Source organism: Eudoraea chungangensis, assembly GCF_029360665.1.
GTDB classification, from domain to species: Bacteria; Bacteroidota; Bacteroidia; order Flavobacteriales; family Flavobacteriaceae; genus Eudoraea; species Eudoraea chungangensis.
In genome coordinates this window covers 981,439-1,007,958 of the sequence record NZ_JARDUB010000001.1, presented here as the reverse complement: position 1 = coordinate 1,007,958, position 26,520 = coordinate 981,439, and the positions used below count along the sequence as shown (strand labels likewise).

Below are 26,520 nucleotides of genomic sequence, written 5' to 3'. Positions count from 1 at the left end.
TGTTTTATTATCGCTTGGGATTCGCCCAACTAATGGTAATAAAAAAAGTGGAGGATTACCTTAAATAAAATCATAACTTCTTACATTTGCGGCGATTAAATAAGGGAAATTATAATGTTTAGAAGTCATACCTGCGGGGAGCTTAGAAGTTCAGATGTAAATAGCGAAGTAACCCTCTCCGGATGGGTTCACAAATCAAGAGACAAGGGCTTTGTTATTTGGATAGATCTAAGAGATCGATATGGCATTACCCAATTGGTTTTTGATGAGGAAAGAACAGACACCGATTTGTTGGAAAAGGCCAGGACGTTAGGGCGTGAATTTGTTGTTCAGATAAAAGGAAAGGTTATCGAAAGAACTTCCAAAAATCCTAATATACCTACAGGAGATATTGAAATTCTAGTAGATAATTTAGTCATTCTAAACAAGTCTTTAGTACCACCTTTTACGCTAGAAGATAAGACGGACGGCGGAGACGATCTGCGAATGAAATATCGTTATCTGGATATAAGACGTACACCAGTTAAAAACAATTTAATCTTCAGAAGCAAGGTTAGCATGGAGGTGCGAAAATACCTTAGCAATGAAGGTTTCATAGAGGTGGAAACCCCATACCTTATAAAATCTACTCCCGAAGGAGCCAGAGATTTTGTAGTTCCAAGTAGAATGAATGAAGGGCAATTTTATGCACTCCCTCAATCTCCACAGACTTTCAAACAACTCTTAATGGTAGGTGGCCTCGACAAATATTTTCAAATTGTGAAATGTTTTAGAGACGAAGACCTCAGAGCAGACAGACAGCCAGAATTTACACAGATAGATTGTGAAATGGCCTTTGTGGAACAAGAAGACATTCTTACAACCTTTGAAGGACTTACAAAACACTTAATAAAAGAGATAAATGGTAAGGATGTTAGTGCTTTTCCACGCCTAACCTATGACGATGCCATGAAAAGATATGGTAATGACAAACCGGACATTCGTTTTGGAATGGAGTTTGCCGAATTAACCGATGTGTCAAAGCACAGAGATTTTGGTATTTTCAATTCTGCTGAAATCGTGGTTGGCATAGCAGTTCCTGGAGGTTCTACCTACACCAGAAAAGAAATTGACAAACTAATAGCCTGGATAAGAAGACCTCAGATTGGGGCGAAAGGAATGGTTTATGTAAAGTGTAATGAAGACGGCTCTTATAAATCTTCAGTAGATAAATTCTATTCTCAGGAAGACTTAAAAGTCTGGGCAGAAAAAGCCTCAGCCGAACCAGGAGACCTTCTGTGTATTCTTTCGGGTAGTATCAAGGAAACAAGACCGCAGTTAAGTGCTCTTAGAATGGAAATGGCCGAACGTCTTGGCTTACGGAATCCTGAGGACTTTGCACCACTATGGGTAGTAGATTTTCCTTTGCTGGAATTAGACGATGAAACCGGTAACTACCACGCTATGCACCATCCGTTTACTTCTCCAAAGCCAGGTCAATTGGAGCTTTTAGAAACAGATCCTTCTGCCGTAAGAGCAAACGCCTATGACCTAGTTCTGAACGGTAACGAAATTGGAGGTGGATCCATTAGAATTCACAATAAAGAAATCCAAAAAATTATGTTTAAACACCTAGGCTTTACTCCTGAAGAAGCCAATGCACAATTTGGGTTTTTGTTAGATGCCTTTCAATATGGCGCCCCGCCACATGGAGGAATTGCCTTTGGTTTGGACAGACTTGTAGCTATTTTGGGGGGACAGGAGACGATAAGAGATTTTATCGCCTTTCCAAAAAATAATAGTGGTAGAGATGTTATGATAGATGCACCCTCTCCCCTTGACCAAGAACAACTCAAGGAGTTACATTTAAAAATACAATCCTGATATACACCATTTATACTAGTGGCCATTATATTTTTTTAATACCTTTAAATGTATAGTGCCTAAAATGCCAAACAGAGGAGCTTCCTTATTTACCAACTTTTTAAAGTGGAGATATAAAAATATCTCAAATAAGACCTTTACACAACTCATGAGTGTTTTGGTAGGTTTTCTAGCCGGGCTAGCCGCGGTTACTTTAAAAAATACTACTTATTTTATTGAATCCTTTTTACAAAAAGGTATCGTTTTTTCAAATTATCAATTGTATTTCATAACACCTATAATTGGCCTTACCCTTGTTTATCTTTACGTAAAATATGTTCATAAAGAGAAGTTAGAACATGCCATTTCCTCCATCCTGTTCTCCCTGTCTAAGAAGAAAGGGATTATAAGTTCCAAAAAAATTGTTTTGCCTCTTGTAACTGCTCCATTGACCGTAGGTTTTGGTGGTTCTGTTGGTTTGCTTGGACCTGCTGTTGCCTCTGGAGCTGCTATTAGTTCTAGTGTTTCTAGGCTTTTTCATATTAATGCCAAGACTAGGTCTTTATTAATCGCATGTGCCTCGGCAGGCGCCATTTCGTCTATTTTTCAAGCCCCAATTGCCGCTATAATTTTTGCGGTCGAAGTTTTTAGTTTAGACCTTACCATGATTTCTATGCTGCCTTTACTCCTGGCTTCTATTTCTGGCGTCTTAACCTCGTATTTTTTCCTAGGTGACGAAACCTTATTCAGTTTTTCGATCACTGAACTCTTCGAAGTAAAAGATACCTTGTTTTATATCATTTTAGGTGTGGGGACGGCAATTGCCTCTATCTACTTTACCAAAATGTATTTTGGTATTCTCCATTTCTTTGACCGGTTTAAAAGTCCAAAGTATAAACTTCTTGTAGGAGGTTTGGCTATTGGTATTATGCTTTATTTTATTCCCCCATTATACGGGGAAGGGTTTGGGTTTATTAATAATCTCTTAAAGGGGGATCATTTGTCTGCCTTGGGTAAAACGCCCTTCGACGAATACACTACAAATATTTGGATGGTTATTGCCCTACTCTTTGGAATAACCATTTTTAAAGCAGTTGCTATGACTACAACCTTTGCCGCAGGAGGTGCTGGGGGCATCTTTATTCCTACCATGGTGATGGGAAGTGCCTTGGGAAATGTAGTGGCAAAGGTGATAAATAACCTAGGGCTGGGGTTTTCAGTAAATGAAAGTAATTTTACCTTAATCGGAATGGCTGGTCTTATCGCTGGAGTATTGCATGCTCCTTTGACTGCCATTTTCTTAATTGCTGAAATTACAGGAGGATACCAACTCTTTGTCCCTTTAATGATTACCGCGGCTATCTCCTATTTATTAACCAAAAATGCTATGGACTTCACCATATATACCAGAGAATTAGCCAAACAGGGCGCATTACTTACGCATAATAAAGACGAAACAGTACTAGGGCTAATGGCCTTAGACGAGATTATAGAGAAAGACTTTAAAAGCATAAAACAAGACATAAGTCTTGGAGACATGGTCCATATGGCCGTATCCAAATCTACGAGAAATATTTTCCCTGTTTTAGACAGCAATAATTACCTTGTAGGAATAGTTACATTAGATGATATTAGGGAAATTATGTTTGAAACTGGTATGTATGATAAGGTAAAAGTGGAATCCTTTATGCATAGTCCCCCTGAAGTAATATTTCAGGAATCCGATACGATGCAGGAGGTTATGTTAAAATTTCAAAATAGCAGCGCTTGGAATTTACCCGTTTTAAACCATGGAAAATACATCGGCTTCATTTCAAAGTCAAAACTATTAACTGCCTACAGAAGAAAACTTATAAACTTCACTAAGGAAGATGCAGATTAAACTTAAACATATAGTTATCCTTATTACGCTTGCCTCTTTTGGAGGAATTGGGTATGGCTTCTATATTTTGGAAGATATGCCCCAAATAGCGCATAAATTTATTGGCTCTGGCACGGTAGGTCTTTTTTTGATTGCAATGCCGTTATTCTTATATAAAGAGAGTAAAAGAAGGAAAGTTCAAGACTATATGCTTACAGAAGAAAACATTAGAAAAATGCAGGGCAAAGAACCTAAAAAGTCTGAAAATCAATAAATTTGGTCAAATTTTAGCCATTCATTAAAGCCGTCTGCCTAAAATATCATACTTTCGTAGCATAATTTTTTTATTTTAATATTTATTTTAATGACAGGAACTGTAAAATTTTTCAATGAATCCAAAGGATACGGATTCATTACAAACGACGACACCGGAAAGGATATTTTTGTTCATGCAACGGCATTGAACGGAGTAGAATTGAACGAAGGCGACAAAGTAGAATACCAAGAAGAAGAAGGTAGAAAGGGAATGGTTGCAGCACAAGTGCAAGTAATCGGATAATATATTTTATTTTGAATTTATTAAATCCTCAATGGTCTATTGAGGATTTTTTTATGCCTAAACTCTGCCTCTTTTATTACTAAAAAAGTCTTGGAGGAGGCCTGCTGCTTCTTCGCCCATTATACCGCTACTTACTAAAGTTTTAGGATGTAATCTTCCGTTAATTGCAGAGTATCCCCTTTTTGGATCCTTGGCACCATAGACAATTCTACTAATTTGACTCCAATAAAGTGCTCCGGCACACATTTGACAAGGCTCTAGGGTAACATAAAGAGTACAGCCCTTAAGATATTTTCCTCCTAAGAAATTACTAGCCGCCGTTATGGCCTGCATTTCGGCATGTGCGGTTACATCTGTTAATTGTTCCGTCAGATTATGTGCCCTTGCAATTATTCTTTCTTTTACAACAATAACAGCGCCAACAGGAATTTCTCCTATAGACATAGCATACTCTGCTTCCTGTAAAGCTTTTTGCATAAAATAGCGATCGTCTAGTTTAAAACCTGTGGACATAATAGTACAATAATAGGAATAGATGTAGTCATAACAAAAAATGAATTAATGTACCTTTGCAACTTCCTATGAAACTCTTAAACCAAATAAACTCTCCTAGCGATTTACGCAAGCTTAAAGTTGAGCAATTAGCAGACTTGGCTATAGATTTAAGGCAGTTTATTATTGATATTGTTTCTGTAAAAGAAGGACATCTAGGTGCCAGTCTTGGCGTTGTAGAATTAACTTTGGCCTTACACTATGTATTTAATACTCCCGAGGACATCCTGATATGGGATGTTGGGCATCAGGCTTATGGTCATAAAATTATCACCGAAAGGAAGTCAATTTTTGAAACCAACAGACAGTTTGGAGGAATAAGCGGTTTTCCAAGAATATCTGAAAGCAAATACGATGCATTTGGAACTGGCCACAGCTCCACTTCCATATCGGCCATACTAGGAATGGCAATAGCTTCAAAAATTAAAGGAGATATTCAAAAGCATCATATTGCTGTAATTGGTGATGCGTCTATAGCTAGTGGCATGGCCTTCGAAGGCCTTAACCACGCAGGAGTGAGTAATACTAATATATTAATCATACTAAATGACAATGCCATAGGGATAGATCCCAGCGTGGGAGCATTAAAAAAATACCTTACTACAGTAAAAAAGGGAATCGCAAAAGAAGAGAACATTTTTGAATGTTTAAACTTTGATTATTCAGGACCAATCGATGGCCATAACATCCAAGGACTTATTAAGGAACTTGAAAGGCTAAAGAAAAAATCGGGTCCTAAACTACTTCATATTAGCACTACCAAAGGCAAGGGTTTAAAAAAAGCTGAAGAAAATCAGGTAGTCTATCATGCACCAGGTAAGTTTAATAAAACAACTGGGGATTTAGAAACAGATAAACTAGCTAAGCTTCCACCAAAATACCAGGATGTATTTGGAAAAACCATTGTGGAATTAGCAGAGAATAATAAAAAGATTATTGGAATTACACCCGCAATGCCTTCCGGGAGTTCTTTAACATACATGATGCAGAGATTCCCTGAAAGGGCATTTGATGTAGGAATAGCAGAGCAGCATGCAGTTACTTTGGCCGCTGGTATGGCCACCAAAGATTTACTGCCTTTTTGTGTTATTTATTCTACTTTCCTACAGCGGGCATATGACCAGATTATCCATGATGTATGTCTACAAGACCTATCCGTTATACTGCTAGTCGATAGAGCTGGTTTGGTTGGCCAAGATGGGCCAACCCATCACGGCGTTTTTGATATTGCATACCTGAGGTGTATTCCTAACTTAATTGTATTCGCCCCCGGAAATGAAGAAGATCTTCGCAATATAATGTATACAGCACAAGAAGTCCCTTTAGGACCAATTGCCGTAAGATATCCAAGAGGAAGAGGAACTAGCCTTGAATGGCAGAAACCCTTTAAAATGATTAAAATTGGTAAAGGGCAAGAACTTCGTAAAGGTAGTCTTCTTGCCATTTTAACCATTGGTCCGTTTGGCCAAAACCTTATGTCTGAAATTGATAAAGTAGACCCAAGGATGCGAGTTGGAATTTACAATATGAGATTTGTAAAGCCCTTAGACAACAATTTACTGGATTTTATATTCCTGAATTACAAGGAAATAATCACTATCGAAGATAGTTGTAAGCTGGGTGGCTTTGGCAGTGCTGTCCTCGAATATAAGAACACTACAGTTTCCCAAATTCCTATTACAGTTTTAGGTATTGAGGATGGGTTTGTGGAACATGGTCCGATGGAAAACTTATACAAAGCCACAGCTTTAGACAACCAATCCATACTACAATTAATAACAAAAAAATTATCGGAAATTTGATATGCTAAAAAAGCCTTTACTCTTCTTTATTTTTCTTTTAAGCAGTCAATTGGCATATCTCCAGGATAGTATTCCATCGCCTATTGCGACAGATAGTATAATTGCTAGGGATACTATACTAATAGATACTACCAAGATAGATACTGTGGTAATAAGGGCTACGCAATATAAAATTGATGTGATTCCAAGAGGAGTCAACCTTACCAACCCAGTTATTTCCTTTAATCAAACCAAGGCATTAAGCGAACCGCCAAAAAAATTCAAAGTCCCCTCCTTCTGGACTAAAATAAATAGACTGGGCTTTAATATGAGTGAGGTGGCATTTGTTAATTGGAATGCTGGGGGTGATAATGCTATATCAGCCATTGGCAATATGCGATTTGAAAGAAATTATAAATTTAGATTTCTAACTTGGGATAATCAGGTGACTCTGCGGTATGGAGTTAATATACAAGAAGGTAGAAAGCCAAGAAAAACAGAGGATGCTATAAGGTTAAGTTCCACTTTCGGATATCGACAAGACACATTGAGTAATTGGTATTATTCCGTGAATTTAAAATTTAATACCCAGTTCGCCGATGGTTTTAAATACCCAGATAGAGACAATCCAATTTCTACTTTTATGGCCCCGGGTTATCTATTTTTTGGAGGTGGTCCCTCGTTTATTCCTGAAGGGCAGAATTTTAACCTCTACCTATCCCCAACCACGGTAAAGGCGACCTTTGTCTTAGATGAAAATCTTGCTAATAATGGTGCCTTTGGGGTTAAAAAGGCCGTTTTTGATGAGGATGGGAACATTATTCAAAAAGGCGAAAAAAGTTTCATTGAATTTGGGATTTTAGTTACTAATACCTGGGAGAAAGAAATTGCAAAAAATATAATTCTCGATCATCGTTTAAGCCTTTTTACCGATTATATAAGGAAGTTTGGGAATATCGATGTGGATTGGGAACTAAACTTCAATTTTAAGGTAAATAACTTTATTGAAGCCAATCTGGGAACACAAATTATTTATGATGACGACATTCTCTTTGATACAGAGATTGCCGATGATGGCACCGTTATTAACCCGGGGATCCCCAAAATTCAGTTTAGACAGGCCCTTTCTATAGGATTGGTCTATAGTTTTTAAAGGTCTTTACCGGATATTTTATTATGAATATAAACTGCGGTACTATCAGACAGGCTGGCAACAAAACAACTTGCATTTAATAAATTCTGGTACACCGATGCTTTTTCGTCTTTATAATTTTCTGGTAGCGTTGCCAATAAAAGTCGATCATAACTACTGGCCTTCCCCTCCATATTTCGAATCAGGGCTGGTGTAAAAGCTTCTAATAAATCCCTTATTAGTCTATACCCTGCAATTTCCTTATTTACCACTCCCTTAGACATATAGATGTGATCTACACTTAGTTTTATTATATCCTTGGTTTGCGCTTTATACTTACTATGATCTAAAAGTGAATCTTGAAAGCTGCCTTCTAGAATTTCTTCTTCATTTTTAAGAAAAACTTCTGCTGCATCATTTATTAAGGTATTAATGGCCAAGGCCCTTAAATAACTCAGCCTATCGGACATAAGATTCAAAGAGTTATATTTTGCAGTATTTATAGTGTCTTTTACTAGATTTATTAAATATTCCAGTGCATATTCCTCGGGGACGAGGCCTAAATTAATCCCATCCTCAAAATCAATTATGGTATAGCAAATATCATCGGCAGCTTCCACCAAAAAAGCCAGAGGATGCCTACAATACGAAATACTATTACTCTTTCCTCTTGATTGTAAGCCCAACTCCTCAGCAACATCCTGAAACAAATGCTTTTCTGCCTGAAAATATCCAAATTTCTTATCTCCAATATACTGGGTTGGTTTTTTGGGTAAAGACTCTTTCGGATACTTCATAAAAGCGCCCAAGGTAGCATAGCTTAGTCTTAACCCGCCATCAACCCCTTCTCTTGAGGCAGCTAAAAGTCTAAATCCATTGGCGTTGCCTTCAAAACTAATTAAATCTTGGTACTCTTTTGGGCTAATTAAATCCTTATACTTTTTTCCTTTTCCATGGCTAAAATATTCTCCTATAGCTTTTTCTCCACTGTGTCCAAAAGGAGGGTTGCCTATATCATGAGACAGGGCTGCAGCAGCCACTATGGCCCCAAAGTCTCCGAACCTATATCCTAATTTCTCGCTTAAATACGGGTGTTTTTGTAATAATTTGGCCCCAACAATTCTACCCAAACTTCTGCCTACTACTGAGACCTCCAAACTATGGGTTAAACGAGTGTGAACGAAGTCTAATTTGGAAAGTGGAATAACTTGCGTCTTGTCCTGAAGACTTCGAAAAGCGGAAGAAAATATTATTCTGTCGTAATCTACCTCAAAGCCGAGTCTAGTCTCTTGCTGTGCCACTCTATGTCTAATTCCTTGATCCCCATAACGTTTTAAAGAAAGTAGTTTTTCCCATTTCATTCCAAAAAAATTTGGGGACAAGTTAGCTCTTTTAATCAAAGTATTTAAATCGCTAAGCCCTTTGTTTTAAAAGCCCTTGGACAGTCCTTAACCTTTTATTAACGCCTTAACACAAATCTAACAATAAGAAAACAGAGGTTTAACCCACGGCTAACATCACTTTTACAAGTGCTAGCGTTATTTGCAGCGGTATTAAACATAGTAAATGAAACATTTAATTTTTAGTCTGCTGTTAATAGCAGCGTTTGCATTCACAAGTAATGCACAGGATACGGGAAGTATTTTAGGAAAACTGACCGACAAAGAAGCGAATAATGAACCCTTAGCCTTCGCCAACGTGATAATAAAAGGTACATCTAAAGGAACTACTTCAGACTTTGATGGATTGTATGAACTCACGAATATAGAACCTGGCTCTTACACGGTGGTTTTTAGTTTTTTAGGCTATGAAACTGTAGAAATTCCAGATATTACGGTTGTAGCAGGTAATGTAACTACTTTAGATATTCCAATGTCCGCCTCTCAGGGTGTCTCTTTAGATGAAGTGGTAGTTACGGTTCAGGCTCGGAAAGATTCTGAAGTAGCCTTGCTTTTAGATCAGAAAAAAGCCGTGGAGATAAAGGAAAGTATTGGTGCACAGCAATTATCAAAAATTGGGGTGTCTGATGTTGCCATTGCCACGACAAAAATTTCTGGGGTAACTAGTAGTGAGGCGTCCGGAGATATTTTTATTCGAGGTTTAGGAGACCGATATTTGTCCACTACCCTTAATGGACTGGCTGTACCGTCCGATGATGTAGAGCGAAAAAACATAGATCTGGGCCTATTTACTACCAGAGTAATTCAAAACGTAAGTGTTAGCAAAACGTACGATGTAAGAAATACAGCAGATCAGGCGTCCGGGACGGTAAATATAACATCCAGAGAACTAGCTGGAAACAGTGAACTCAATATAGGTTTTCAGACAGGATTTAACACAAACGTCATAAGCAATGGGGTTTACAACAATTTTAAAGTTTCCCCAAACTCTTATAATACTGATTTCGGCTTTTACAAACAAAATCTTAGTACACAAGAGCTAATTACACAACAAGGTTGGAATACAGTAAAAAGAGATAATCCTATAAACTACAGATTTAATATTGCCGCTGGAAAACGAATCGCTGATAAATTAGCAATATTCTTTTCGGGTTCGCACTCCAGAAAGTTTGAATACGGTGAGGGGATTTTTAGACAATTCAGATCCAATTTCATAGATGACACTATTACGGATGCCACGAATTGGAATGAAGAAACTGTTACCTCGGGTTTAATGGATTTAACCTATTTCATTAATGATAAAAATAAACTTAAGTCAAGCACATTATTTATCAATACTTTAAGAGAGCAGCTTTATGAAGGAGGGAGAAATGGAGAAGGATTTATTTTTGAAGAAACAGATCCTGCAGAAGGACTAGGACAATTTATCCGAGATCAGAATACAAAGCAAACACGTTTAATTGTTACACAACTACTGGGCACACATCAGCTAGGTGAAAAAAATACATTGCACTGGGCCGGTGGATATAATCTAGTTAATGCCGATGAACCAAATAGAATTCGGAACGAGGTAAACTTTGATCCCAATAGCGACTTTGTTCAACTAGGTAGAACAGGTGGTTTTCAGCAAAGAAAATCTAGTCAGAAAATTGAAGATGTAGAATACAACGGTTTTATCAAAGACGAATTTCGAATAAAAGAAGACGGCCCTACTCCTATGAAGTTAGAGTTTGGGGTTAATTTCAGAACTAAAGAACGAGATTTTAAGTCCGAGTTTGTTGGAGTTGAAGAAAGAGCAACAAATACTATTAACCCACCATCTATTGACAATCTTGGAGCCATATTTCAGCAAGAGAATTTTGATAACGGGGATCTACAATTAAATATTTTACAACCTGATCTATATACTGGTAACCTGGACTCACAGGCTGCTTTTGCAGACTTCAATATTGGTTTTAATAAGTTTAATGCAGACCTTGGTCTTAGATACCAAAGAGATAAAATTGGTGTTGCCTTTGATGTAGGAAATTTTCCTGGAAGAGTTGGGGAAAGCAATAAGGAGTACGACAATTTATATCCTAGTGTAAATTTAAAGTATGATTTCAATGAAAAGCAGGCACTTCGATTTGCTTTTAGTAGAACTATTACCCTCCCTGAATTTAAAGAGATTGCTCCTTTTGAGTATGTTTCTCAGGTTGGCCAGGTTACTAGAGGTAATCCAGATTTGGAAGCGTCAACAGATTTAAATTTTGACCTTAAATGGGAGTTCTTTCCTTCGAACGACCAGCTTATCTCCCTTGCCGCCTTTTACAAAGATATTAGTGACCCAATTAACAGAGCGCAAGATCGCGGTTCTGCAGGTGTCTTTTCTTACTTCAATACTGGAAATAAGGCAGAAGTCTTTGGTTTAGAAGCAGAAACAAAGCTTAACCTCCTAAATCCACAACTCAATGAAGATACGGGTGCTCCCAGTACAAGTGCATTAAATCTTGTTTTTAATGTGACTAGAATGTGGCATAGTCAAGACTTAAAAGAAGTGTTTGATGAGGAAGGCAACTTTGTAAGAACCTTTAGATATAAAGGTTTAACGGAAGAAGGCTTGCAGGGAGCTTCTGACTGGATATTAAATACAAGTCTAAATTTTACCTCTCCGGGTGAAAATCCGTTTAATGCCTCCTTAACAGCAAACTATGCCTCCGATAAGATCTTTGCAATCGGGGCACCTGAAATTCAAAGTGCAAGTGAGACTTTTTATAATGACGCCATCGTAGAAAAAGGATTTGTAGTCTTAGATGCCGTTATAAGCAAGGAATTTAACGAGCACTGGCGTTTACGCTTTATTGGCCGGAATTTGTTAAACCCTAGTATAGAAAGAACACAATTAGTAAAACCAAGTACAACTGGTATAGAAACAGAAGAGTTAGTCCGATCATATACTAGAGGTGCCCAGATAAATCTGGGGCTGAGCTATACATTTTAAAATACATATTAACCCTTAACACTTATAATTATGAAAACGAAAACCACTAAATTCTTAATGATAATTATGGCCATTACGACCATTACAATAGTGGGTTGTAGTGGGGATGATAATAATCCAGATCCTCCTGGAGAAGGCGGAAATGCTCCTACTTGCACAGACGGAATACAAAATGGAGATGAAGAAGGTATAGATTGTGGTGGTTCTTGTCCTAACGAATGCGAGGCTCTAGAGGGAACTGATCTTATGGGATCAATTACCGAAGACCGTACCTTAGACGCAAGTGTCAATTATATCCTCACTGGAATACTAAGTGTTGAAACGGGCGTTACTTTAACCATTCCGGCAGGAACAACGATAACATCAGAATCTGGAACAGATAAATATATTGTCGTTAAAAAAGGGGGTTCTATTGATATTCAAGGTACTGCGGCTCAACCGGTATTAATGACTTCTGCAGGACAAAACCCCGGAGATTGGGGAGGTCTGGTTATTGCTGGGGACGCCACTACTACAGAGGGGGCCGATGCCATTGCTGAAGTTGGTGGAATTGTTTATGGAGGTTCTAATGATGCAGACAATTCTGGATCTATCCGCTATTTAATAATTGACTATGCCGGGGCGCAAATAAACTCTGAATCCCAATACAATGGTTTATCACTATATGCTGTAGGTTCTGGAACAACTATCGAAAACATTGCCATATTAAATGGTACGGATGATGGTGTAGAATTCTTTGGAGGAACGGTTAGCATAATGAATTTGTACCTAGAAAATAATGAAGACGATGCGGTTGACTGGACAGAGGGATGGAATGGAGAAGTTACCAATACTTATGTTCTGCATACAATAGAAGGTTTTTCTACAGCTGTAGAAGCCGACGGTATAAATGGAAATCCAAGGCTCACGAATTTCACTGCCGTTTCAACAGAAGGAGGAACTGCCCTTCAATTTAAAAAAGAATCAGGAGCTACAATTACTGGTCTTTCTTTAACAGGATATGTTGTTTCAGTAGAAATGAGAGATGGTGGGCCTTTGGCTAATGTAATAATCGATGGAGTAGCGGCTGACCCAAATCTAACATACCTAGCCCCGCCAACGGTGGATATAGCCCTATTTTCATGGGTGGAAAATGCTTCAGAAGTAGAGACAATGCCATTATCCGGTACGATTACAGCTGATACATCACTCGATGCAAATGTAATCTATTTGTTAGAAGGAACTCTTAGTGTAGAAGCACCCGCAAAATTAACCATCCCAGCTGGCACTTTAATTATTGCTGATGCGGCAGACGGCGTCGCCACCGAGACCTACATTGTGGTTAAAAAAGGAGCTCAAATAGATATTTTAGGGACAGAGAATGACCCAGTGGTAATGACGTCTACAAATCAGAATCCAGGAGATTGGGGTGGCCTCGTAATCTTGGGAGATGCAACTACCACAGAAGGTATAGATGCAATTGCAGAAGTTGGCGGCTTTGTTTATGGAGGAACTAATGATACAGATAGTTCCGGTAGTATTAACTACTTAATTATAAACTATGCAGGGGCTCAAATTAATGCTGAATCTCAGTTTAACGGCTTATCTCTATATGCAGTTGGTTCTGGAACTACTATTGCCAATATAGGTATACTAAATGGAACTGACGACGGGGTTGAGTTCTTTGGTGGGACTGTAAATGCTTCTAATTTCTATTTAGAAAATAACGAGGATGATGCGGTAGACTGGACAGAAGGATGGAATGGTACTTTAGAGAATACTTATGTGTCACACACCGTTGCCGGATTCTCAACAGCTGTTGAGGCAGATGGCTTAAATGGAAATCCTACCTTAAATAATTTCACAGCCATTTCTTCTGCTAATCCAGGTGGAACTGCGCTACAGTTTAAGAAAGAATCTGGTGCCACAATGACCAATGTTCTTTTAACTGGTTATGTAGTAAATGTAGAAATGAGAGACGGAGGACCTGTTGGCAATGTAATTGTGGACGGCACTCCCTTAACCAGTGTTGATGACGACGTATTCAACGGCACTCCAGTAGACCTTACTATGTTTAGTTGGATAACTGGCGACTAGCTATTATACCAATTGAATACCACCGAAGGCCTTGCAATGCAAGGTCTTCATATTTTAATTCATTGGCGCGAAATAACCATTATTACCAAACTTTAATATAATGGTAACCTTAGCTTTACATTGAAGCCTTTCTTTTGCAGTTAGAACAAAAGCAAAATGAAAAATTTAGTCCTAGTACTTACCTTATTATTATCTGGATTTATGTTTTCTCAAGAACGGGCTTCTGTAAGAGGCACTATCTTGGATAATGAAACGAACAATGAGCCTATGTTATTCGCCAATGTTCACTTGAAAAATACTTCCATTAATGCCAAGACTAATTTTCATGGGAATTTTGAAATAGACAATTTGGATCCTGGGGAATATATTTTAATTGTAAGCTATTTAGGGTATGAAACTGTAGAAATTCCTATTGCTGTTAAAACCAATGAAACTATCCAAGTACTTAAGGAATTACAAGCTATACAACTAAGTAATAAGGATATTGCCGATTTGACAAAAGAATCTGAAGAGTCTACAAGTTTAACTGCTTATGGTGGTAAACACTCCGGTAGTTAAAAATAATTAGTTTTTGTCGGCAATTCTAGAGAGATTGTCATTGCCATTTATTTTAACGATTTGATTCTCACTATATTCTACTTCTTTCCTAGTGTCGTTAGACCAAAAAACCCATTTCCCAGACTTAACGCCATTGACATATTGTCCCTGTGAAATTAAAGTTCCCGCTTCATCATAACTAAACCATTCCCCGTGTAATTGACCTTTTAAATCAAAGGATCCTTTCTGGCTAATTAGTCCATTATCATGATAATCTGTGACTTCTATTAAATTAGTCTCTTTATTAAGTTTCTGTACTCTCTTATCTTGTGCATTAACAAATACAGTGGCTAACATCAATGCCAATAATACTGCTGTCTTTTTCATATTGTTGTTATTCTTTTTCTTTACTAAACCTATCTTTTATAAAGATACTTTTTTTTAACCTTAAATCAACTTTTACTTAACATTTTATTTACATTAGAAAACGCTGCCTATTGTCTTTTAGTATTTTATTGTAGCGTTCCAATATTAATTTTAATGATTATTTAAACTTTACATCACAATTACATCACAACTTTTACTGAGATTTGTTTTGTATTTAAATACGACAATCCTAGATTTCATTTTGAATATTAGTTTTTGTCGACTTTCATTTATGAATTCTAACGACTGCCTTTGGCCAAGGCAGTCTTTTTTGTTTTATAACTTAATGTTGAGTTAACGTTATATTAACAGAGATATTGGTTCTTTGTCCGAGACAAAAACTAATATTTTATGAATACTAAATTGCTTATCCTAGGATTAGCCCTATCACTGTGCACTACGGCTCTATCTCAGGATACTAAAGCTGCTGGCCCTTTTGGTAAAGGAATTTTGAATCTAATGGGGCAGGACAGTACTTGGAGTATGAAATTTGCCGCACGTTTCCAAGTATTGACGAGTGCTACTTGGCAAAAAGGTCCAAATGGTGGACTAGTCGATCCTCAGAGTAATTTTTTAATACGGAGAGCCAGGTTCAAATTTGACGGTTTTGTAGCGACTCCTAAACTTAAGTATAAATTAGAATTGGGTTTATCTAATAGAGATATAGCCGGAATATCTGAATTTACAAATAATGCCCCAAGAATAATACTTGATGCGGTGGTAATGTGGAACTTTTATGAAAACTTCGTCCTGTGGGCAGGACAAACCAAACTCCCTGGAAACGTAGAACGGGTTATTTCTTCAGGAGATTTGCAGCTTGTAGACCGCTCTCTTCTTAATGCCGGATTTAATATTGACAGGGATATAGGGATCCAACTCAGGCATCATATCAATATTACAGACACTTTTATTATGCGGGAGAAATTTGCATTTTCTCAAGGAGAAGGTCGTAATGTCGTATTAGGGAATTATGGTGGGCATCAATACACAGGAAGGTTGGAATTTCTACCATTCGGTTACTTTGCTAAAAAAGGCGATTATGTTGGATCCGATTTGCAAAGAGAAGACAAACCAAAACTAATGGTGGCAGCTACATATGACATTAATGTGGATGCAGTTCGAACTAGAAGTAATCTGGGTATTTATATGGTAAACGATGTTGGATTCTATGAAACCACAATAAGCACTCTATTTGTCGACACCATGTTTAAGTATAAAGGTTTTTCATTTATGGGAGAATATGCCAATAGAGATGCCAAGGATCCTATTGCAAAAAATTCTGATGGTACAGAGACAGGTGATGTAGTTCGTGTAGGAAATGGAATTAACTTGCAAGCAGGATACTTATTCCCGAATAATTGGGAGATAGCGGGTCGATATTCGGACATCAATTATGATCAGGTAATTACTGGCAGAAATCCAATTAATCAATATACTTTGGGTTTTTCAAAGTATATTGTAGGCAATAAGCTAAAAGTACAATCAGATGTTAGTTACTTCGCCGTAGATGGAGGGACAGACAGACTTTTATGCAGATTACAGATGGATTTACATTTTTGACAAAATTATTAACACTTTGGTAACCTTTTTTACATGCAAACATTGGACATTTACCATTTAATCCTATTACTAAATCATGGATAACATTTACTTCATTATGATAATCGCATTGGCCGTATTGGCCGTTGCAGATTTGGTAGTTGGCGTGAGTAATGACGCTGTAAATTTTTTGAATTCGGCAATTGGTTCAAAGGCAATATCATTTCGAACTATAATGATTGTTGCCAGCTTGGGAATTGCTTGTGGAGCTATTTTTTCCAGTGGTATGATGGAAGTTGCCAGAAAGGGAATCTTTAATCCAGGTGAGTTCTATTTCAATGAAATAATGTTCATCTTCATGGCAGTCATGATTACCGACATTCTACTATTGGATTTCTTTAATACCTTAGGTATGCCAACCTCCACTACTGTATCTATTGTATTTGAATTATTGGGTGCCGCGGTAGCCATGTCACTGTTAAAAATAGGAGCAGATGACGGAAGTTTTACAGATGTTACAAATTATATTAATACCTCAAAGGCTTTTCAAATTATATCAGGAATCTTATTGTCTGTAGTTTTTGCATTTTCCATTGGAGCTATTGTTCAGTGGATTTCTCGCTTATTACTGTCGTTTAAATTTGAAAAAAAATCTAACTATGTAGGAGCTCTTTTTGGCGGTGTAGCATTATCTGCCATCACCTATTTTATATTTATGAAAGGTATTAAAGGGACACCATACGCTGGTGAAACTTACGACATCATTGGAGGTGTTAAAATTAGTGCTTTTCTGGAAGATCAAGTATTTTCAATTGTCTCAATCAGTCTTATCTTCTGGTCTTTACTGTCTTTTATTTCGATCTCTTTAGCCAAAATTAATATTTATAAAGTCATAATCGTTGTTGGAACCTTTGCATTGGCTTTGGCTTTTGCAGGCAATGATTTGGTTAATTTTATTGGAGTGCCAATTGCAGCATATCAGTCCTACGAAGCCTGGTCCGCTTCGGGAATGGCATCTACCGAATTTAGCATGGACATTTTAGCCACAAAAGTGCCTACCCCTACCATTTTGCTGTTTATATCTGGAATGATTATGGTAGTCACATTGTGGTTCTCAAAAAAAGCCCGCTATGTAGCTGATACAGAAATAAATCTCTCTAGAGAAGGTGAAGCGAAGGAGCGTTTTAAACCAAATAATTTGTCTCGTGGTTTGGTAAGGCTCACAATTCTTGCATCAAACTACACTAAAACCATTTTGCCTAATTCACTTTTAGACAAAATTGAAAAACAATTTGAAAAGCCTATTCTAGTCTTACCTAAGGGTAGAACACATGAATATGCCGCCTTTGATATGGTTAGGGCTGCCGTTAACTTAATGGTTGCCGGGATTTTAATTTCTATTGCAACATCTTATAAATTACCCTTATCTACAACCTATGTGACTTTTATGGTGGCTATGGGAACTTCCCTAGCAGACAGAGCTTGGGGTAGTGAGAGTGCGGTTTATAGAGTTGCAGGTGTATTAAATGTAATTGGAGGTTGGTTTGCCACAGCAATTATTGCCTTCCTTGCTGCGGGTATTATTCTAACCATTATCAGTTTCGGAAAGGGAACTGCTATTGGCGTTTTACTTTTTATTGCCATTTTATTATTGGCTCGGAATTATATTTCGTACAACAAAAAAGCCAAAGTAATAAGGGAAGAAGATAGGTTATTAAAATCAGAAAGCAGTTCTATAAAGGGAGTTATTGAAGAAAGTGCACATAATATTTCTCGAGCTCTTAAACGCAGTAGCAAACTCTACAGAAATAGTATTGATGGCCTGGCAAAACAGAATCTCGATGTTCTAAAAAAGAACAAGAATAATGTTACCAAACTTTCTACGGAAATTGACGAGCTTAGAGATAATTTATTCTACTTCATAAAAAACCTTGATGATAGTAGTTTAGAAGCGAGTAATTTTTATATAAATATTTTGGCCTATTTAACCGACATCTCCCAATCGCTTGAGTATATAACCAAAATTACCCATAAACATATTCACAACAATCACAAAAAATTAAAGTATAATCAAGTCAAAGAACTCACTGAGATAAATTTAGAGTTAGAATCTCTTTTTAGCAGCTCAAAACAAGCATTTGATAATCGTTCGTTTGAAGAAATCGGTGAAATATTAAAGAAGAAAGAAGAATTGTACAAACTAGTTTTGGTTAAAGTCGAAAAACAAATACAAAGAACAAGGTCAGAAGAGTCCAGTCCTAAAAATACGACACTTTATTTTTCTCTTCTATTAGAAACTAAAGATTTGATGACGGCCACAATTAGTCTTTTAGAGCTATATTACAACATGTACGATCGTAGTGTTGACATTAATAGGTTAGATTAACCTATCTTTAATTACAATCATAAAAAACTGAGCTATTCAGGATGAAAATATTGGTTTCTGTTTTGTGCCTTTTGTCTATAACCGTATTAATTGGGCAGAAAGAGTCTAGTTCACAATTATTGGATGATGCTATCGCCTTTCATGATCCCGACGGGCTCTGGAGCAAATTCAAAGGAGAATTGTTTGTTACCCTAGAGTATCCGGATGGCAGAAAAAGGGAAAGTATAATTACTCTAGACAATTCAAAATCATATTTTAAGTTAGCAATGGAATCGGACAGTGCTACAATTATTAGTGAGGTTAAGGCTGGAAAATGTTCCTTTATGCTCAACGGCATAACCCCAACAAAGTCTCAAGAAGCAAAGTATAATTTAAAATGTGAACGTGCCACAAAAATGAAGGATTATTACAGCTATCTATACGGGCTTCCAATGAAACTTAAAGATCCCGGCACAATAATAGCCCCAGAAGTATTATCTAAAAATTTTAAGGGTAAGAAGTATAATGTCTTAAAGGTTACTTATACTAAAGATGTTGGTGATGACATTTGGTATTTCTATTTTGATCCCAAGACGAATGCCATGGAAGTTTATCAATTTTATCACGATGAGTCAAAAAATGACGGGGAATATATTATCCTTGAGGGTATAGAAAGTATCTCTTCCATTAAAATGCCCAAAGTACGAACCTGGTATTACAATAAAAACGACGAACTTTTGGGAACGGATATTCTAATGAAGTAATTTTATTTCTACCACCTATAGTATAATGTATCTACTGACATCTCGCTCTTTTTTAAAACAATTAAGGAAGGAAAGCCCTGAAATAATTATCTATAAAAATTCATTTCATCCAGATACTTCCAGACATTGTCTGGTAACATAGGTCTTATATTCTTCCCGTTACCATGTTCTTTCCTGATAAAAGTTGAAGAAATTTCCATTATTGGTGCAGCAATTTTGTGAATCTTAGGATGGTTTGCCAATTCCTTTACAGCCTGTCCTCCAGAAATTCTAGGATACACATATATTTCATATTGCTCTAGAATAGTTTCATAATTCTTCCACTTATGAAAACTTTTTAAATTGTCCTCCCCCATGATAAGGCAAAACTCATGATTCTCCCCATGTACCTCTTGTAAATGTACCAGAGTATTAATAGTATAGTTGGGCTGCGGTAGGTTAAACTCTATGGTACTGGCCTTAAATTTAGGATAGTCCTTAATCGCTTCAAATACCATCTGATAGCGGTGGTTATTATCTAACAATGTCTTTTTTAACTTAAACGGACTTCTGGGAGTAATTACAAACCAAGTTTCATCAAGATCCGAAAACTCAACCATATGGTTGGCAATAACCAAATGTCCAAGGTGAATTGGATTAAAAGTCCCAAAAAAAAGGCCAATTTTCTTCATAGTAAAAAGTAGAACAAGAGGGAAATTAAAATCCTTCTCATTTGTGAGAAGTATTACTCTTTATCCAGACCAATAAAATCTGCTACAAGATTATACGCCTCTTTAAGTGCTGTTTCCAGTTCATAATTCTTTATTATTTTATCAAATTGGGGTGCAGTGGCCAATTCAACCGAGGCTTTGGCAATACGCATGTTTATCTTATCATCGCTCTCTGTACTGCGTTTTTTTAATCTAATCTTCAACTCATCTACACTCGGTGGTTTTACAAAAACAGCCAAAGTAACATCTGGATATTTACGCTTAATTCGCAAGCCTCCTGCCACATCAATATCAAAAATCACATTCTTTCCTTTGCTCCATAAACGCTCCACTTCACTTTTAAGAGTTCCATAAAAATTATCTCTGTATACCTCTTCCCATTCTAAAAAATCATTATTCTTAATATGCTTTTTGAACTCAGAAGTCGACATAAAATAGTAGTGCTCCCCTTGTTTTTCGTCTCCTCTTTTAGGGCGAGAAGTAGCGGATACCGAAAAGGCCAGGTTTAGCTCTTCCTGTTCCAATAAATGCCTAACTATAGTTGTTTTTCCGCTCCCGGAAGGAGCCGAAAAGATAAGTAGCTTCCCTCCTTTCATTATAACACATTAAGCATTTGTTCCTTTATCTTTTCCAATTCATCTTTCATTTGAACCACAAGTTTTTGCATAGGTGCATAGTTTGCCTTAGATCCAATGGTGTTTATTTCTCTTCCAATTTCTTGTCCAATAAACCCCAACTTTTTACCATTAGAATCTTTAGAATTCAAGGTCTTTAAAAAATAGTCCAAATGATTTGCCAAGCGTACTTTTTCTTCGGTTATATCAAATTTCTCCAAATAATAAATTAATTCTTGTTCAAATCTGTTCTGATCTATTTCGGCCTTTAATTCTCCTACAGCCTTATCCAAACGTGCACGAATAGTTCCAATTCTTTCAGGGTCCATAAGGTCTACTTTTTGCAATAGCTTACTTATCTCCTTAATTCGTTGAATAAAATCCTTTTCGAGGACTGCTCCTTCTTCAGATCTAAAAGTAACTACTTCTTTTAATGCTACTTCAAGAACTTCTTCTATGGCTTTGTATTCTAATTCATCAATATCTTCTTTTTCTGTCTTCAAAGCATCTGGCATTCTCAAAGCCATTTCTAATAACTTAATAGAATCCCCTTCGGCTATTGATTTCAACTGATCCATATAATTGAGGACTACTGCCTTGTTGATTTCTGAACTGGTCTCTCCACCTGTAGACTCCACATATAGACCAAAATCAATTTTGCCTCTTAATAAGGAGTCGGCAATTGTTTTACGCATTAAAAGTTCTTTTTGTCTATACGCAGAAGGCATTCGTGCATTTAAATCCAAATTCTTACTGTTTAAGGATTTAAGCTCTATGGTAATCTTTTTATTAGGGAGCTGAAGCGTATGCTTCCCAAAGCCAGTCATAGATTGAATCATAAATTTGATTTTAAATTTTGAAAGAATTTCAAGAATTCCTTTTTTAGATAATGCTTTTTTATCTAAAGCTCTCTTATCCAAATATTACGATAGCTGACTCGGCTGTTATCGCCATGGTCTTGGAGCTTTAGAGGTCCCTTACCATGCGGAGGATTCTTTGGCCAACCTATATACGGTGTAGTTCCCTTTATTTCCACATTATCTTGTATCAAAACACCATTATGTATTAGAGTGATAGTACCTGATTTGATTTTTCCACCTTCCTCATTAAACTCTGGTGCGTGATAAATTATATCATATATATTCCATTCTCCTGTGGGAACTGAGGCTTTTGCCAAAGGGGTATGTTGTTTATAAATAGAGCCTACCTGCCCGTTAGTATAAGTAGGGTTGTCATTGTTGTCTAAAACTTGGATTTCATATAAGCCAGACAAAAATATTCCGCTATTTCCTCTGTTTTGACCATCTCTTTGTATCTCTGCAGGAGATTGCCATTCTATATGCAGCTGTAAGTCACCAAATTTTTCTTTGGTTTGAATATCACCTGCCTTATCTTTCACTGTCATGGAACCATCATCGTTAAGATGCCATTCTACGGATGTCTGGTCTTCAGCATTTTCCCAATTTTCAAAATCTTTTCCATTAAACAGAATTATAGCGTCACTTGGAGCACCATTTTGAGATACTGGATCTACCGTTGGAGGCACAGGCTCGTAGAATTCTGTTGCTTCTGGTTCTGTAGGTTCTACCCCTGTATACTCTTCGTAAACAATAACAGCGGAAGCATTTTTATCCAAAACTGTTTCTTGTTGCGGTACTTCACTTTTACAAGCGAAAAATAACACAATGAAAAGTATGCCGTATATTCTATTCATATCAGAGCTCTTTAATTTTTATATTCCTAAAAGACACCATATCTCCGTGATCTTGCAGCCCTATTTTACCTGTTTTATATTTGCCAAATTCTTTCCAATCTGCAAACTTTGAATCCCCTACCATCGTATCCCAAGCTTCATCATTTGTTGGAAAACTAACTATTTCAACCCCGTTTAACACTACTTTACCAAGATTCTCCTTATGATTTATAGTTATTTCACACAAATTCCATTCTCCAACTGGCTTCGTAACATCTTCGGAAGGGGCTACCATATCATACAAGGCACCTGCCTGGTGTGTTGTCCCCGCCTTGGCATCTGGATGTTTTTCATTGTCCAAAACCTGAATTTCCGGACCGGTTTCATATGGTTCTTCTAAGTTGGGATCTTCAACAACTCCCCAAAAAATTCCACTATTCCCTCCTTCTGATATCTTCCATTCCAAGGAGAGAACAAAATCGGTATACTCCGCTGTACTAACCAAGTTTGCTCCCTCGCCCTCTTGGGGATAGAATACCATAGCTCCTTCTTCTATCTTCCAACTGTTAGGGACTGAATCCATTAAATATCCTTTCCAGCCAGAAAAGGAAGTGCCATCAAACAAGACTTTCCATTCGTTATCGGGTGTTTCAGATACCTGAACAACCTCTAAATCAGCCTCCAAAATCTTCTCTTCTTTTTTCTCTTTACATCCAATAAACACCAAAGTGCAAAGACCAATAAATACTATTTTTTTCATCCTAATTAATTATAGTCCTAATATATTTTTTAAAACGTCTTTGTCTATATTTCCACCGGCAAAATCATCAAAAGTCTTTTCCGTGGCTTCAATTATATGATTTTGAATAAACTTAGCACCTTCAATTGCGCCTTGCTCAGGACTTTTTATACAACATTCCCATTCCATTACAGCCCATACGTCGCATCCATATTGTGTTAACTTTGAGAATATCGATTTAAAATCGATCTGGCCATCTCCTAAAGACCTGTAACGCCCGGCTCTATCTCCCCAATCATTATATCCCCCGAAAGCTCCTTTTTTTCCTGTTGGATTAAATTCAGAGTCTTTCACATGAAAAGATCTTATAAACTCATGGTAGTGATCTATATAAGTCAGGTAGTCTAATTGTTGCAGCACAAAATGGCTGGGATCATATAAAATATTAACCCTTTTATGGTTTCCGGTAGCCTTTAAAAAACGCTCAAAAGTATCCCCATCGTGTAAGTCTTCCCCGGGATGAATTTCATAACACACATCCACACCTTCTTCATCAAAATGGTTAAGTATAGGCAACCATCTATTTGCTAGCTCCTCAAAACCCAACTCTACTAAGCCAGGAGGTCGCTGTGGCCAAGGGTGAAAAGTGTGCCATAACAGTGCTCCAGAAAAAGTGGCATGGGCCTTCAGTCCTAAACGACGACTAGCGGTGGCAGCCTTTTTTACCACATCTACTGCCCAAGCAGTTCTTGCCTTTGGATTATTCTTTACGTTATCTGGCGCGAAATTATCGAACATAATATCATAGGCAGGGTGTACCGCAACTAGTTGGCCTTGTAAATGGGTAGACAGTTCCGTGATTTCTAAACCATAGGAATTTATTGTCCCTTTTAATTCATCACAATAAGTCTGACTTTCTGCTGCCTTGTCTATATCAATTAAAAAGGATTCCCAGGTTGGGATTTGAATTCCTTTATATCCAAGATCTGCGGCCCATTTACACATTCCTTCTAAAGAATTAAATGGTGCTTTTGAATCTACAAACTGTGCTAAAAATACTGCTGGTCCCTTAATAGTCTTCATATAACGATTCTTAATTAATAATGCATTGAAGTTGACTTAATTTTTAATAATTAAATCCTATATTTAAATGGTCAATTTCTCTTCGACCCAATCTACGCAATCGAAGTGTTAAATATAGCAAAACCATTAGTATTAAAATAAAAATATAGAATGAAAGAAACAGAGCAATACGATGCAATTGTTGTTGGTACTGGAATCAGTGGAGGATGGGCAGCAAAAGAATTGTGTGAAAATGGATTAAAAACTCTGGTCCTGGAGAGAGGAAGAATGGTAAAACACATTGAAGACTATCCTACCATGAATATGGATGCGTGGGACTTTCCATATCGCAATGAACTCTCTGAAGAAGACAAAAAAAAATACCACAAACAAAAACGAGTAAACTGGGCTCCTAAAGACGATGTGAAGCATTTCTTTGTTAATGACTTGGAGCATCCATATGTAGAGACCAAACGTTTTGACTGGATAAGAGGATATCAGGTAGGCGGTAGATCTTTAATATGGGGAAGACAGAGCTACAGATGGAGTGATATTGATTTTGGAGCTAACAAAAAAGATAAGATAGGTATTGATTGGCCTGTAAGATATAAGGATATTGCGCCCTGGTACGACAAAGTAGAAGAGTATATAGGAGTTAGCGGACAAAATTTAGGTTTAAAACAACTGCCCGATGGAAAATTTCAGCCCGCAATGCCATTAAATTGTGTGGAGGAAGATTTTCAAAAGTCGGTTGAAACTAAATTCCAGGATGGAAGGTTAGTTACTATAGGCAGGGTAGCTCACATAACAGATCCAGAAGCTACATTTGAAGGCAGGGGTGTTTGTCAGAATCGAAATCGATGTTGGCGAGGATGTCCTTTTGGTGGCTATTTTAGCAGTAATTCTTCCACGCTGCCGGCTGCAGAAAGGACGGGTAATATGACCTTAAAACCTAATAGTATAGTCTATGAGGTAGTCTATGATGAAGTACTAAAAAGAGCTACCGGAGTAAGAGTTATTGATGCGCTTACTAAAGAAAAAATAGAATACAAGGCCAACATAATATTCCTTTGTGCTTCAGCGATGGCTTCTGTTGGCATTTTATTACAATCTAAATCAAAGCGTTTTCCAAATGGATTAGGAAATGATTCGGATGCCTTGGGCAGGGGTATTATGGATCATCATTACAAGTTAGGTGCTTCCGCAACTGTGGAAGGCCATTTAGACAAATATTATAAAGGCCGCAGAGCAAATGGTTTCTATATTCCTCGCTTTGTTAATCTAGACAAAAAATCAGAAGGCAAAGATTATCTCAGAGGCTTTGGCTACCAAGGCTCGGCAAGCAGACAAGACTGGACAGAAGCTGTTGGGGAACTGGGATATGGAAAAGACTTAAAAGATACTATCTTAAAACCTGGTAAATGGACTATAGGTGTTACTGGATTTGGGGAATTTCTTCCTTACGATGACAATAGGGTCACCCTGAGTGAAACAGAGAAAGATCAATGGGGGCTCCCTCAACTAGATTTTGATGTGGAATTTAAAGAAAATGAATTTCGAATGCGTAAAGATATTATAGCCCAAATTGTTCGGATGTTTGAAGAAGCAGGGTTTAAGGATATAGCTCCTTACGATGAAGTTACAGGCCCTGGCCTCGGCATCCATGAAATGGGAGGTGCCAGAATGGGGAAGAGTCCAAAATCGTCAATCCTAAACAAAAACAATCAAGTGCATACGGTGCCTAATGTATATGTTACAGATGGAGCATTTATGACTTCTTCAAGCTGTGTAAATCCGTCCTTAACCTATATGGCCTTTACAGCGAGAGCAGCCAACCATGCCGTAAAAGAATTTAAAGATGGGAAATTTTCATAATTTCTGAAACATA

22 protein-coding genes are annotated in these 26,520 nt (G+C 37.3%); 13 read left to right on the top strand and 9 right to left on the bottom strand.

Annotated elements, in window-relative coordinates; genetic code table 11:
• Window positions 1-114: 114 nt before the first annotated feature.
• The 4 genes from aspS to PXG98_RS04455 all read left to right on the top strand — a co-directional run bounded on the left by aspS (window position 115) and on the right by PXG98_RS04455 (window position 4,262).
• Window positions 115-1,863, top strand: a complete 1,749-nt coding sequence (gene aspS, locus PXG98_RS04470) for an aspartate--tRNA ligase (protein ID WP_276389209.1) — start codon at window positions 115-117, stop codon at window positions 1,861-1,863.
• Between the two features lie 64 nt (window positions 1,864-1,927).
• Window positions 1,928-3,724, top strand: coding sequence for a chloride channel protein (locus tag PXG98_RS04465; RefSeq protein WP_276389208.1), 1,797 nt, complete (start codon window positions 1,928-1,930; stop codon window positions 3,722-3,724).
• Window positions 3,714-3,977: a hypothetical protein gene (locus PXG98_RS04460; protein ID WP_276389207.1), complete on the top strand. Its 264-nt coding sequence runs from the start codon at window positions 3,714-3,716 to the stop codon at window positions 3,975-3,977. The genes PXG98_RS04465 and PXG98_RS04460 overlap by 11 nt, the downstream gene beginning before the upstream one ends.
• A 90-nt stretch (window positions 3,978-4,067) precedes the next feature.
• Window positions 4,068-4,262, top strand: coding sequence for a cold-shock protein (locus PXG98_RS04455; RefSeq protein ID WP_019671237.1), 195 nt, complete (start codon window positions 4,068-4,070; stop codon window positions 4,260-4,262).
• A gap of 57 nt (window positions 4,263-4,319) precedes the next feature.
• Here PXG98_RS04455 and PXG98_RS04450 read toward each other — a convergent pair whose 3' ends face one another.
• Window positions 4,320-4,775: a nucleoside deaminase gene (locus PXG98_RS04450; protein ID WP_276389206.1), complete on the bottom strand. Its 456-nt coding sequence runs from the start codon at window positions 4,773-4,775 to the stop codon at window positions 4,320-4,322.
• A 68-nt stretch (window positions 4,776-4,843) separates the two neighbouring features.
• On the opposite strand from PXG98_RS04450, the gene PXG98_RS04445 reads away from it, so the two are divergent.
• Entirely contained in the window at window positions 4,844-6,616 is a 1,773-nt protein-coding gene (locus PXG98_RS04445; protein WP_276389205.1) for a 1-deoxy-D-xylulose-5-phosphate synthase, read from the top strand.
• A gap of 1 nt (window position 6,617) precedes the next feature.
• The gene (locus tag PXG98_RS04440) at window positions 6,618-7,748 is read left to right on the top strand and encodes a DUF3078 domain-containing protein (RefSeq protein ID WP_276389204.1); all 1,131 of its coding nucleotides are present in this window, start codon (window positions 6,618-6,620) and stop codon (window positions 7,746-7,748) included.
• On the opposite strand, the gene PXG98_RS04435 is transcribed toward PXG98_RS04440, so the two are convergent.
• Window positions 7,745-9,088 (bottom strand): deoxyguanosinetriphosphate triphosphohydrolase, encoded by a 1,344-nt coding sequence (locus tag PXG98_RS04435; RefSeq protein WP_276389203.1) that lies wholly within the window; start codon window positions 9,086-9,088, stop codon window positions 7,745-7,747. The two genes, PXG98_RS04440 and PXG98_RS04435, sit on opposite strands and share 4 nt — an antisense overlap.
• A 205-nt stretch (window positions 9,089-9,293) precedes the next feature.
• On the opposite strand from PXG98_RS04435, the gene PXG98_RS04430 reads away from it, so the two are divergent.
• The 3 genes from PXG98_RS04430 (at window position 9,294) to PXG98_RS04420 (ending at window position 14,741) form a co-directional block, all read left to right on the top strand.
• Window positions 9,294-12,107 (top strand): TonB-dependent receptor, encoded by a 2,814-nt coding sequence (locus PXG98_RS04430; protein ID WP_276389202.1) that lies wholly within the window; start codon window positions 9,294-9,296, stop codon window positions 12,105-12,107.
• A gap of 30 nt (window positions 12,108-12,137) precedes the next feature.
• A complete protein-coding gene (locus PXG98_RS04425; RefSeq protein ID WP_276389201.1) occupies window positions 12,138-14,183 on the top strand; it encodes a hypothetical protein in 2,046 nt (681 codons plus the stop codon).
• A gap of 156 nt (window positions 14,184-14,339) precedes the next feature.
• Entirely contained in the window at window positions 14,340-14,741 is a 402-nt protein-coding gene (locus PXG98_RS04420; RefSeq protein ID WP_276389200.1) for a carboxypeptidase-like regulatory domain-containing protein, read from the top strand.
• Window positions 14,742-14,747: 6 nt separating this feature from the next.
• Here PXG98_RS04420 and PXG98_RS04415 read toward each other — a convergent pair whose 3' ends face one another.
• Window positions 14,748-15,107 carry a toxin-antitoxin system YwqK family antitoxin gene (locus PXG98_RS04415; protein ID WP_276389199.1) on the bottom strand — a complete coding sequence of 120 codons (360 nt, stop codon included), beginning with the start codon at window positions 15,105-15,107 and terminating at the stop codon, window positions 14,748-14,750.
• A gap of 390 nt (window positions 15,108-15,497) precedes the next feature.
• On the opposite strand from PXG98_RS04415, the gene PXG98_RS04410 reads away from it, so the two are divergent.
• The 3 genes from PXG98_RS04410 to PXG98_RS04400 all read left to right on the top strand — a co-directional run bounded on the left by PXG98_RS04410 (window position 15,498) and on the right by PXG98_RS04400 (window position 19,814).
• The gene (locus PXG98_RS04410) at window positions 15,498-16,706 is read left to right on the top strand and encodes a porin (protein ID WP_276389198.1); all 1,209 of its coding nucleotides are present in this window, start codon (window positions 15,498-15,500) and stop codon (window positions 16,704-16,706) included.
• A gap of 76 nt (window positions 16,707-16,782) precedes the next feature.
• Window positions 16,783-19,071 carry an inorganic phosphate transporter gene (locus PXG98_RS04405; RefSeq protein WP_276389197.1) on the top strand — a complete coding sequence of 763 codons (2,289 nt, stop codon included), beginning with the start codon at window positions 16,783-16,785 and terminating at the stop codon, window positions 19,069-19,071.
• A 41-nt stretch (window positions 19,072-19,112) separates the two neighbouring features.
• Window positions 19,113-19,814, top strand: coding sequence for a DUF6503 family protein (locus PXG98_RS04400; protein ID WP_276389196.1), 702 nt, complete (start codon window positions 19,113-19,115; stop codon window positions 19,812-19,814).
• Between the two features lie 86 nt (window positions 19,815-19,900).
• Here the strand turns inward: PXG98_RS04400 and nadD are convergent, their stop codons facing one another.
• From nadD to PXG98_RS04370, 6 genes are all read right to left on the bottom strand, one after another.
• Entirely contained in the window at window positions 19,901-20,485 is a 585-nt protein-coding gene (gene nadD / locus PXG98_RS04395; protein ID WP_276389195.1) for a nicotinate (nicotinamide) nucleotide adenylyltransferase, read from the bottom strand.
• 53 nt (window positions 20,486-20,538) lie between these two features.
• Window positions 20,539-21,120 carry a guanylate kinase gene (gmk, locus tag PXG98_RS04390; protein ID WP_276389194.1) on the bottom strand — a complete coding sequence of 194 codons (582 nt, stop codon included), beginning with the start codon at window positions 21,118-21,120 and terminating at the stop codon, window positions 20,539-20,541.
• Window positions 21,120-21,977, bottom strand: a complete 858-nt coding sequence (locus tag PXG98_RS04385) for a YicC/YloC family endoribonuclease (protein WP_276389193.1) — start codon at window positions 21,975-21,977, stop codon at window positions 21,120-21,122. The genes gmk and PXG98_RS04385 overlap by 1 nt, the downstream gene beginning before the upstream one ends.
• 62 nt (window positions 21,978-22,039) lie before the next feature.
• The gene (locus tag PXG98_RS04380; RefSeq protein WP_276389192.1) at window positions 22,040-22,852 is read right to left on the bottom strand and encodes a 3-keto-disaccharide hydrolase; all 813 of its coding nucleotides are present in this window, start codon (window positions 22,850-22,852) and stop codon (window positions 22,040-22,042) included.
• 1 nt (window position 22,853) lies between these two features.
• Complete coding sequence (locus PXG98_RS04375) at window positions 22,854-23,591, bottom strand: 3-keto-disaccharide hydrolase (protein WP_276389191.1); 738 nt, start codon at window positions 23,589-23,591, stop codon at window positions 22,854-22,856.
• A 9-nt stretch (window positions 23,592-23,600) separates the two neighbouring features.
• Complete coding sequence (locus PXG98_RS04370; protein WP_276389190.1) at window positions 23,601-24,653, bottom strand: sugar phosphate isomerase/epimerase family protein; 1,053 nt, start codon at window positions 24,651-24,653, stop codon at window positions 23,601-23,603.
• A 150-nt stretch (window positions 24,654-24,803) separates the two neighbouring features.
• On the opposite strand from PXG98_RS04370, the gene PXG98_RS04365 reads away from it, so the two are divergent.
• Window positions 24,804-26,507: a GMC oxidoreductase gene (locus PXG98_RS04365; protein WP_276389189.1), complete on the top strand. Its 1,704-nt coding sequence runs from the start codon at window positions 24,804-24,806 to the stop codon at window positions 26,505-26,507.
• Window positions 26,508-26,520 lie beyond the last annotated feature (13 nt).

Excerpts from the sequence above, each read along its gene's own strand:
- aspS (WP_276389209.1), top strand. The coding sequence starts at position 115 with ATGTTTAGAAGTCATACCTGCGGGGAGCTTAGAAGTTCAGATGTAAAT.
- PXG98_RS04465 (WP_276389208.1), top strand. The coding sequence starts at position 1,928 with ATGCCAAACAGAGGAGCTTCCTTATTTACCAACTTTTTAAAGTGGAGA.
- PXG98_RS04460 (WP_276389207.1), top strand. The coding sequence starts at position 3,714 with ATGCAGATTAAACTTAAACATATAGTTATCCTTATTACGCTTGCCTCT.
- PXG98_RS04455 (WP_019671237.1), top strand. The coding sequence starts at position 4,068 with ATGACAGGAACTGTAAAATTTTTCAATGAATCCAAAGGATACGGATTC.
- PXG98_RS04450 (WP_276389206.1), bottom strand. The coding sequence starts at position 4,775 with ATGTCCACAGGTTTTAAACTAGACGATCGCTATTTTATGCAAAAAGCT.
- PXG98_RS04445 (WP_276389205.1), top strand. The coding sequence starts at position 4,844 with ATGAAACTCTTAAACCAAATAAACTCTCCTAGCGATTTACGCAAGCTT.
- PXG98_RS04440 (WP_276389204.1), top strand. The coding sequence starts at position 6,618 with ATGCTAAAAAAGCCTTTACTCTTCTTTATTTTTCTTTTAAGCAGTCAA.
- PXG98_RS04435 (WP_276389203.1), bottom strand. The coding sequence starts at position 9,088 with ATGAAATGGGAAAAACTACTTTCTTTAAAACGTTATGGGGATCAAGGA.
- PXG98_RS04430 (WP_276389202.1), top strand. The coding sequence starts at position 9,294 with ATGAAACATTTAATTTTTAGTCTGCTGTTAATAGCAGCGTTTGCATTC.
- PXG98_RS04425 (WP_276389201.1), top strand. The coding sequence starts at position 12,138 with ATGAAAACGAAAACCACTAAATTCTTAATGATAATTATGGCCATTACG.
- PXG98_RS04420 (WP_276389200.1), top strand. The coding sequence starts at position 14,340 with ATGAAAAATTTAGTCCTAGTACTTACCTTATTATTATCTGGATTTATG.
- PXG98_RS04415 (WP_276389199.1), bottom strand. The coding sequence starts at position 15,107 with ATGAAAAAGACAGCAGTATTATTGGCATTGATGTTAGCCACTGTATTT.
- PXG98_RS04410 (WP_276389198.1), top strand. The coding sequence starts at position 15,498 with ATGAATACTAAATTGCTTATCCTAGGATTAGCCCTATCACTGTGCACT.
- PXG98_RS04405 (WP_276389197.1), top strand. The coding sequence starts at position 16,783 with ATGGATAACATTTACTTCATTATGATAATCGCATTGGCCGTATTGGCC.
- PXG98_RS04400 (WP_276389196.1), top strand. The coding sequence starts at position 19,113 with ATGAAAATATTGGTTTCTGTTTTGTGCCTTTTGTCTATAACCGTATTA.
- nadD (WP_276389195.1), bottom strand. The coding sequence starts at position 20,485 with ATGAAGAAAATTGGCCTTTTTTTTGGGACTTTTAATCCAATTCACCTT.
- gmk (WP_276389194.1), bottom strand. The coding sequence starts at position 21,120 with ATGAAAGGAGGGAAGCTACTTATCTTTTCGGCTCCTTCCGGGAGCGGA.
- PXG98_RS04385 (WP_276389193.1), bottom strand. The coding sequence starts at position 21,977 with ATGATTCAATCTATGACTGGCTTTGGGAAGCATACGCTTCAGCTCCCT.
- PXG98_RS04380 (WP_276389192.1), bottom strand. The coding sequence starts at position 22,852 with ATGAATAGAATATACGGCATACTTTTCATTGTGTTATTTTTCGCTTGT.
- PXG98_RS04375 (WP_276389191.1), bottom strand. The coding sequence starts at position 23,591 with ATGAAAAAAATAGTATTTATTGGTCTTTGCACTTTGGTGTTTATTGGA.
- PXG98_RS04370 (WP_276389190.1), bottom strand. The coding sequence starts at position 24,653 with ATGAAGACTATTAAGGGACCAGCAGTATTTTTAGCACAGTTTGTAGAT.
- PXG98_RS04365 (WP_276389189.1), top strand. The coding sequence starts at position 24,804 with ATGAAAGAAACAGAGCAATACGATGCAATTGTTGTTGGTACTGGAATC.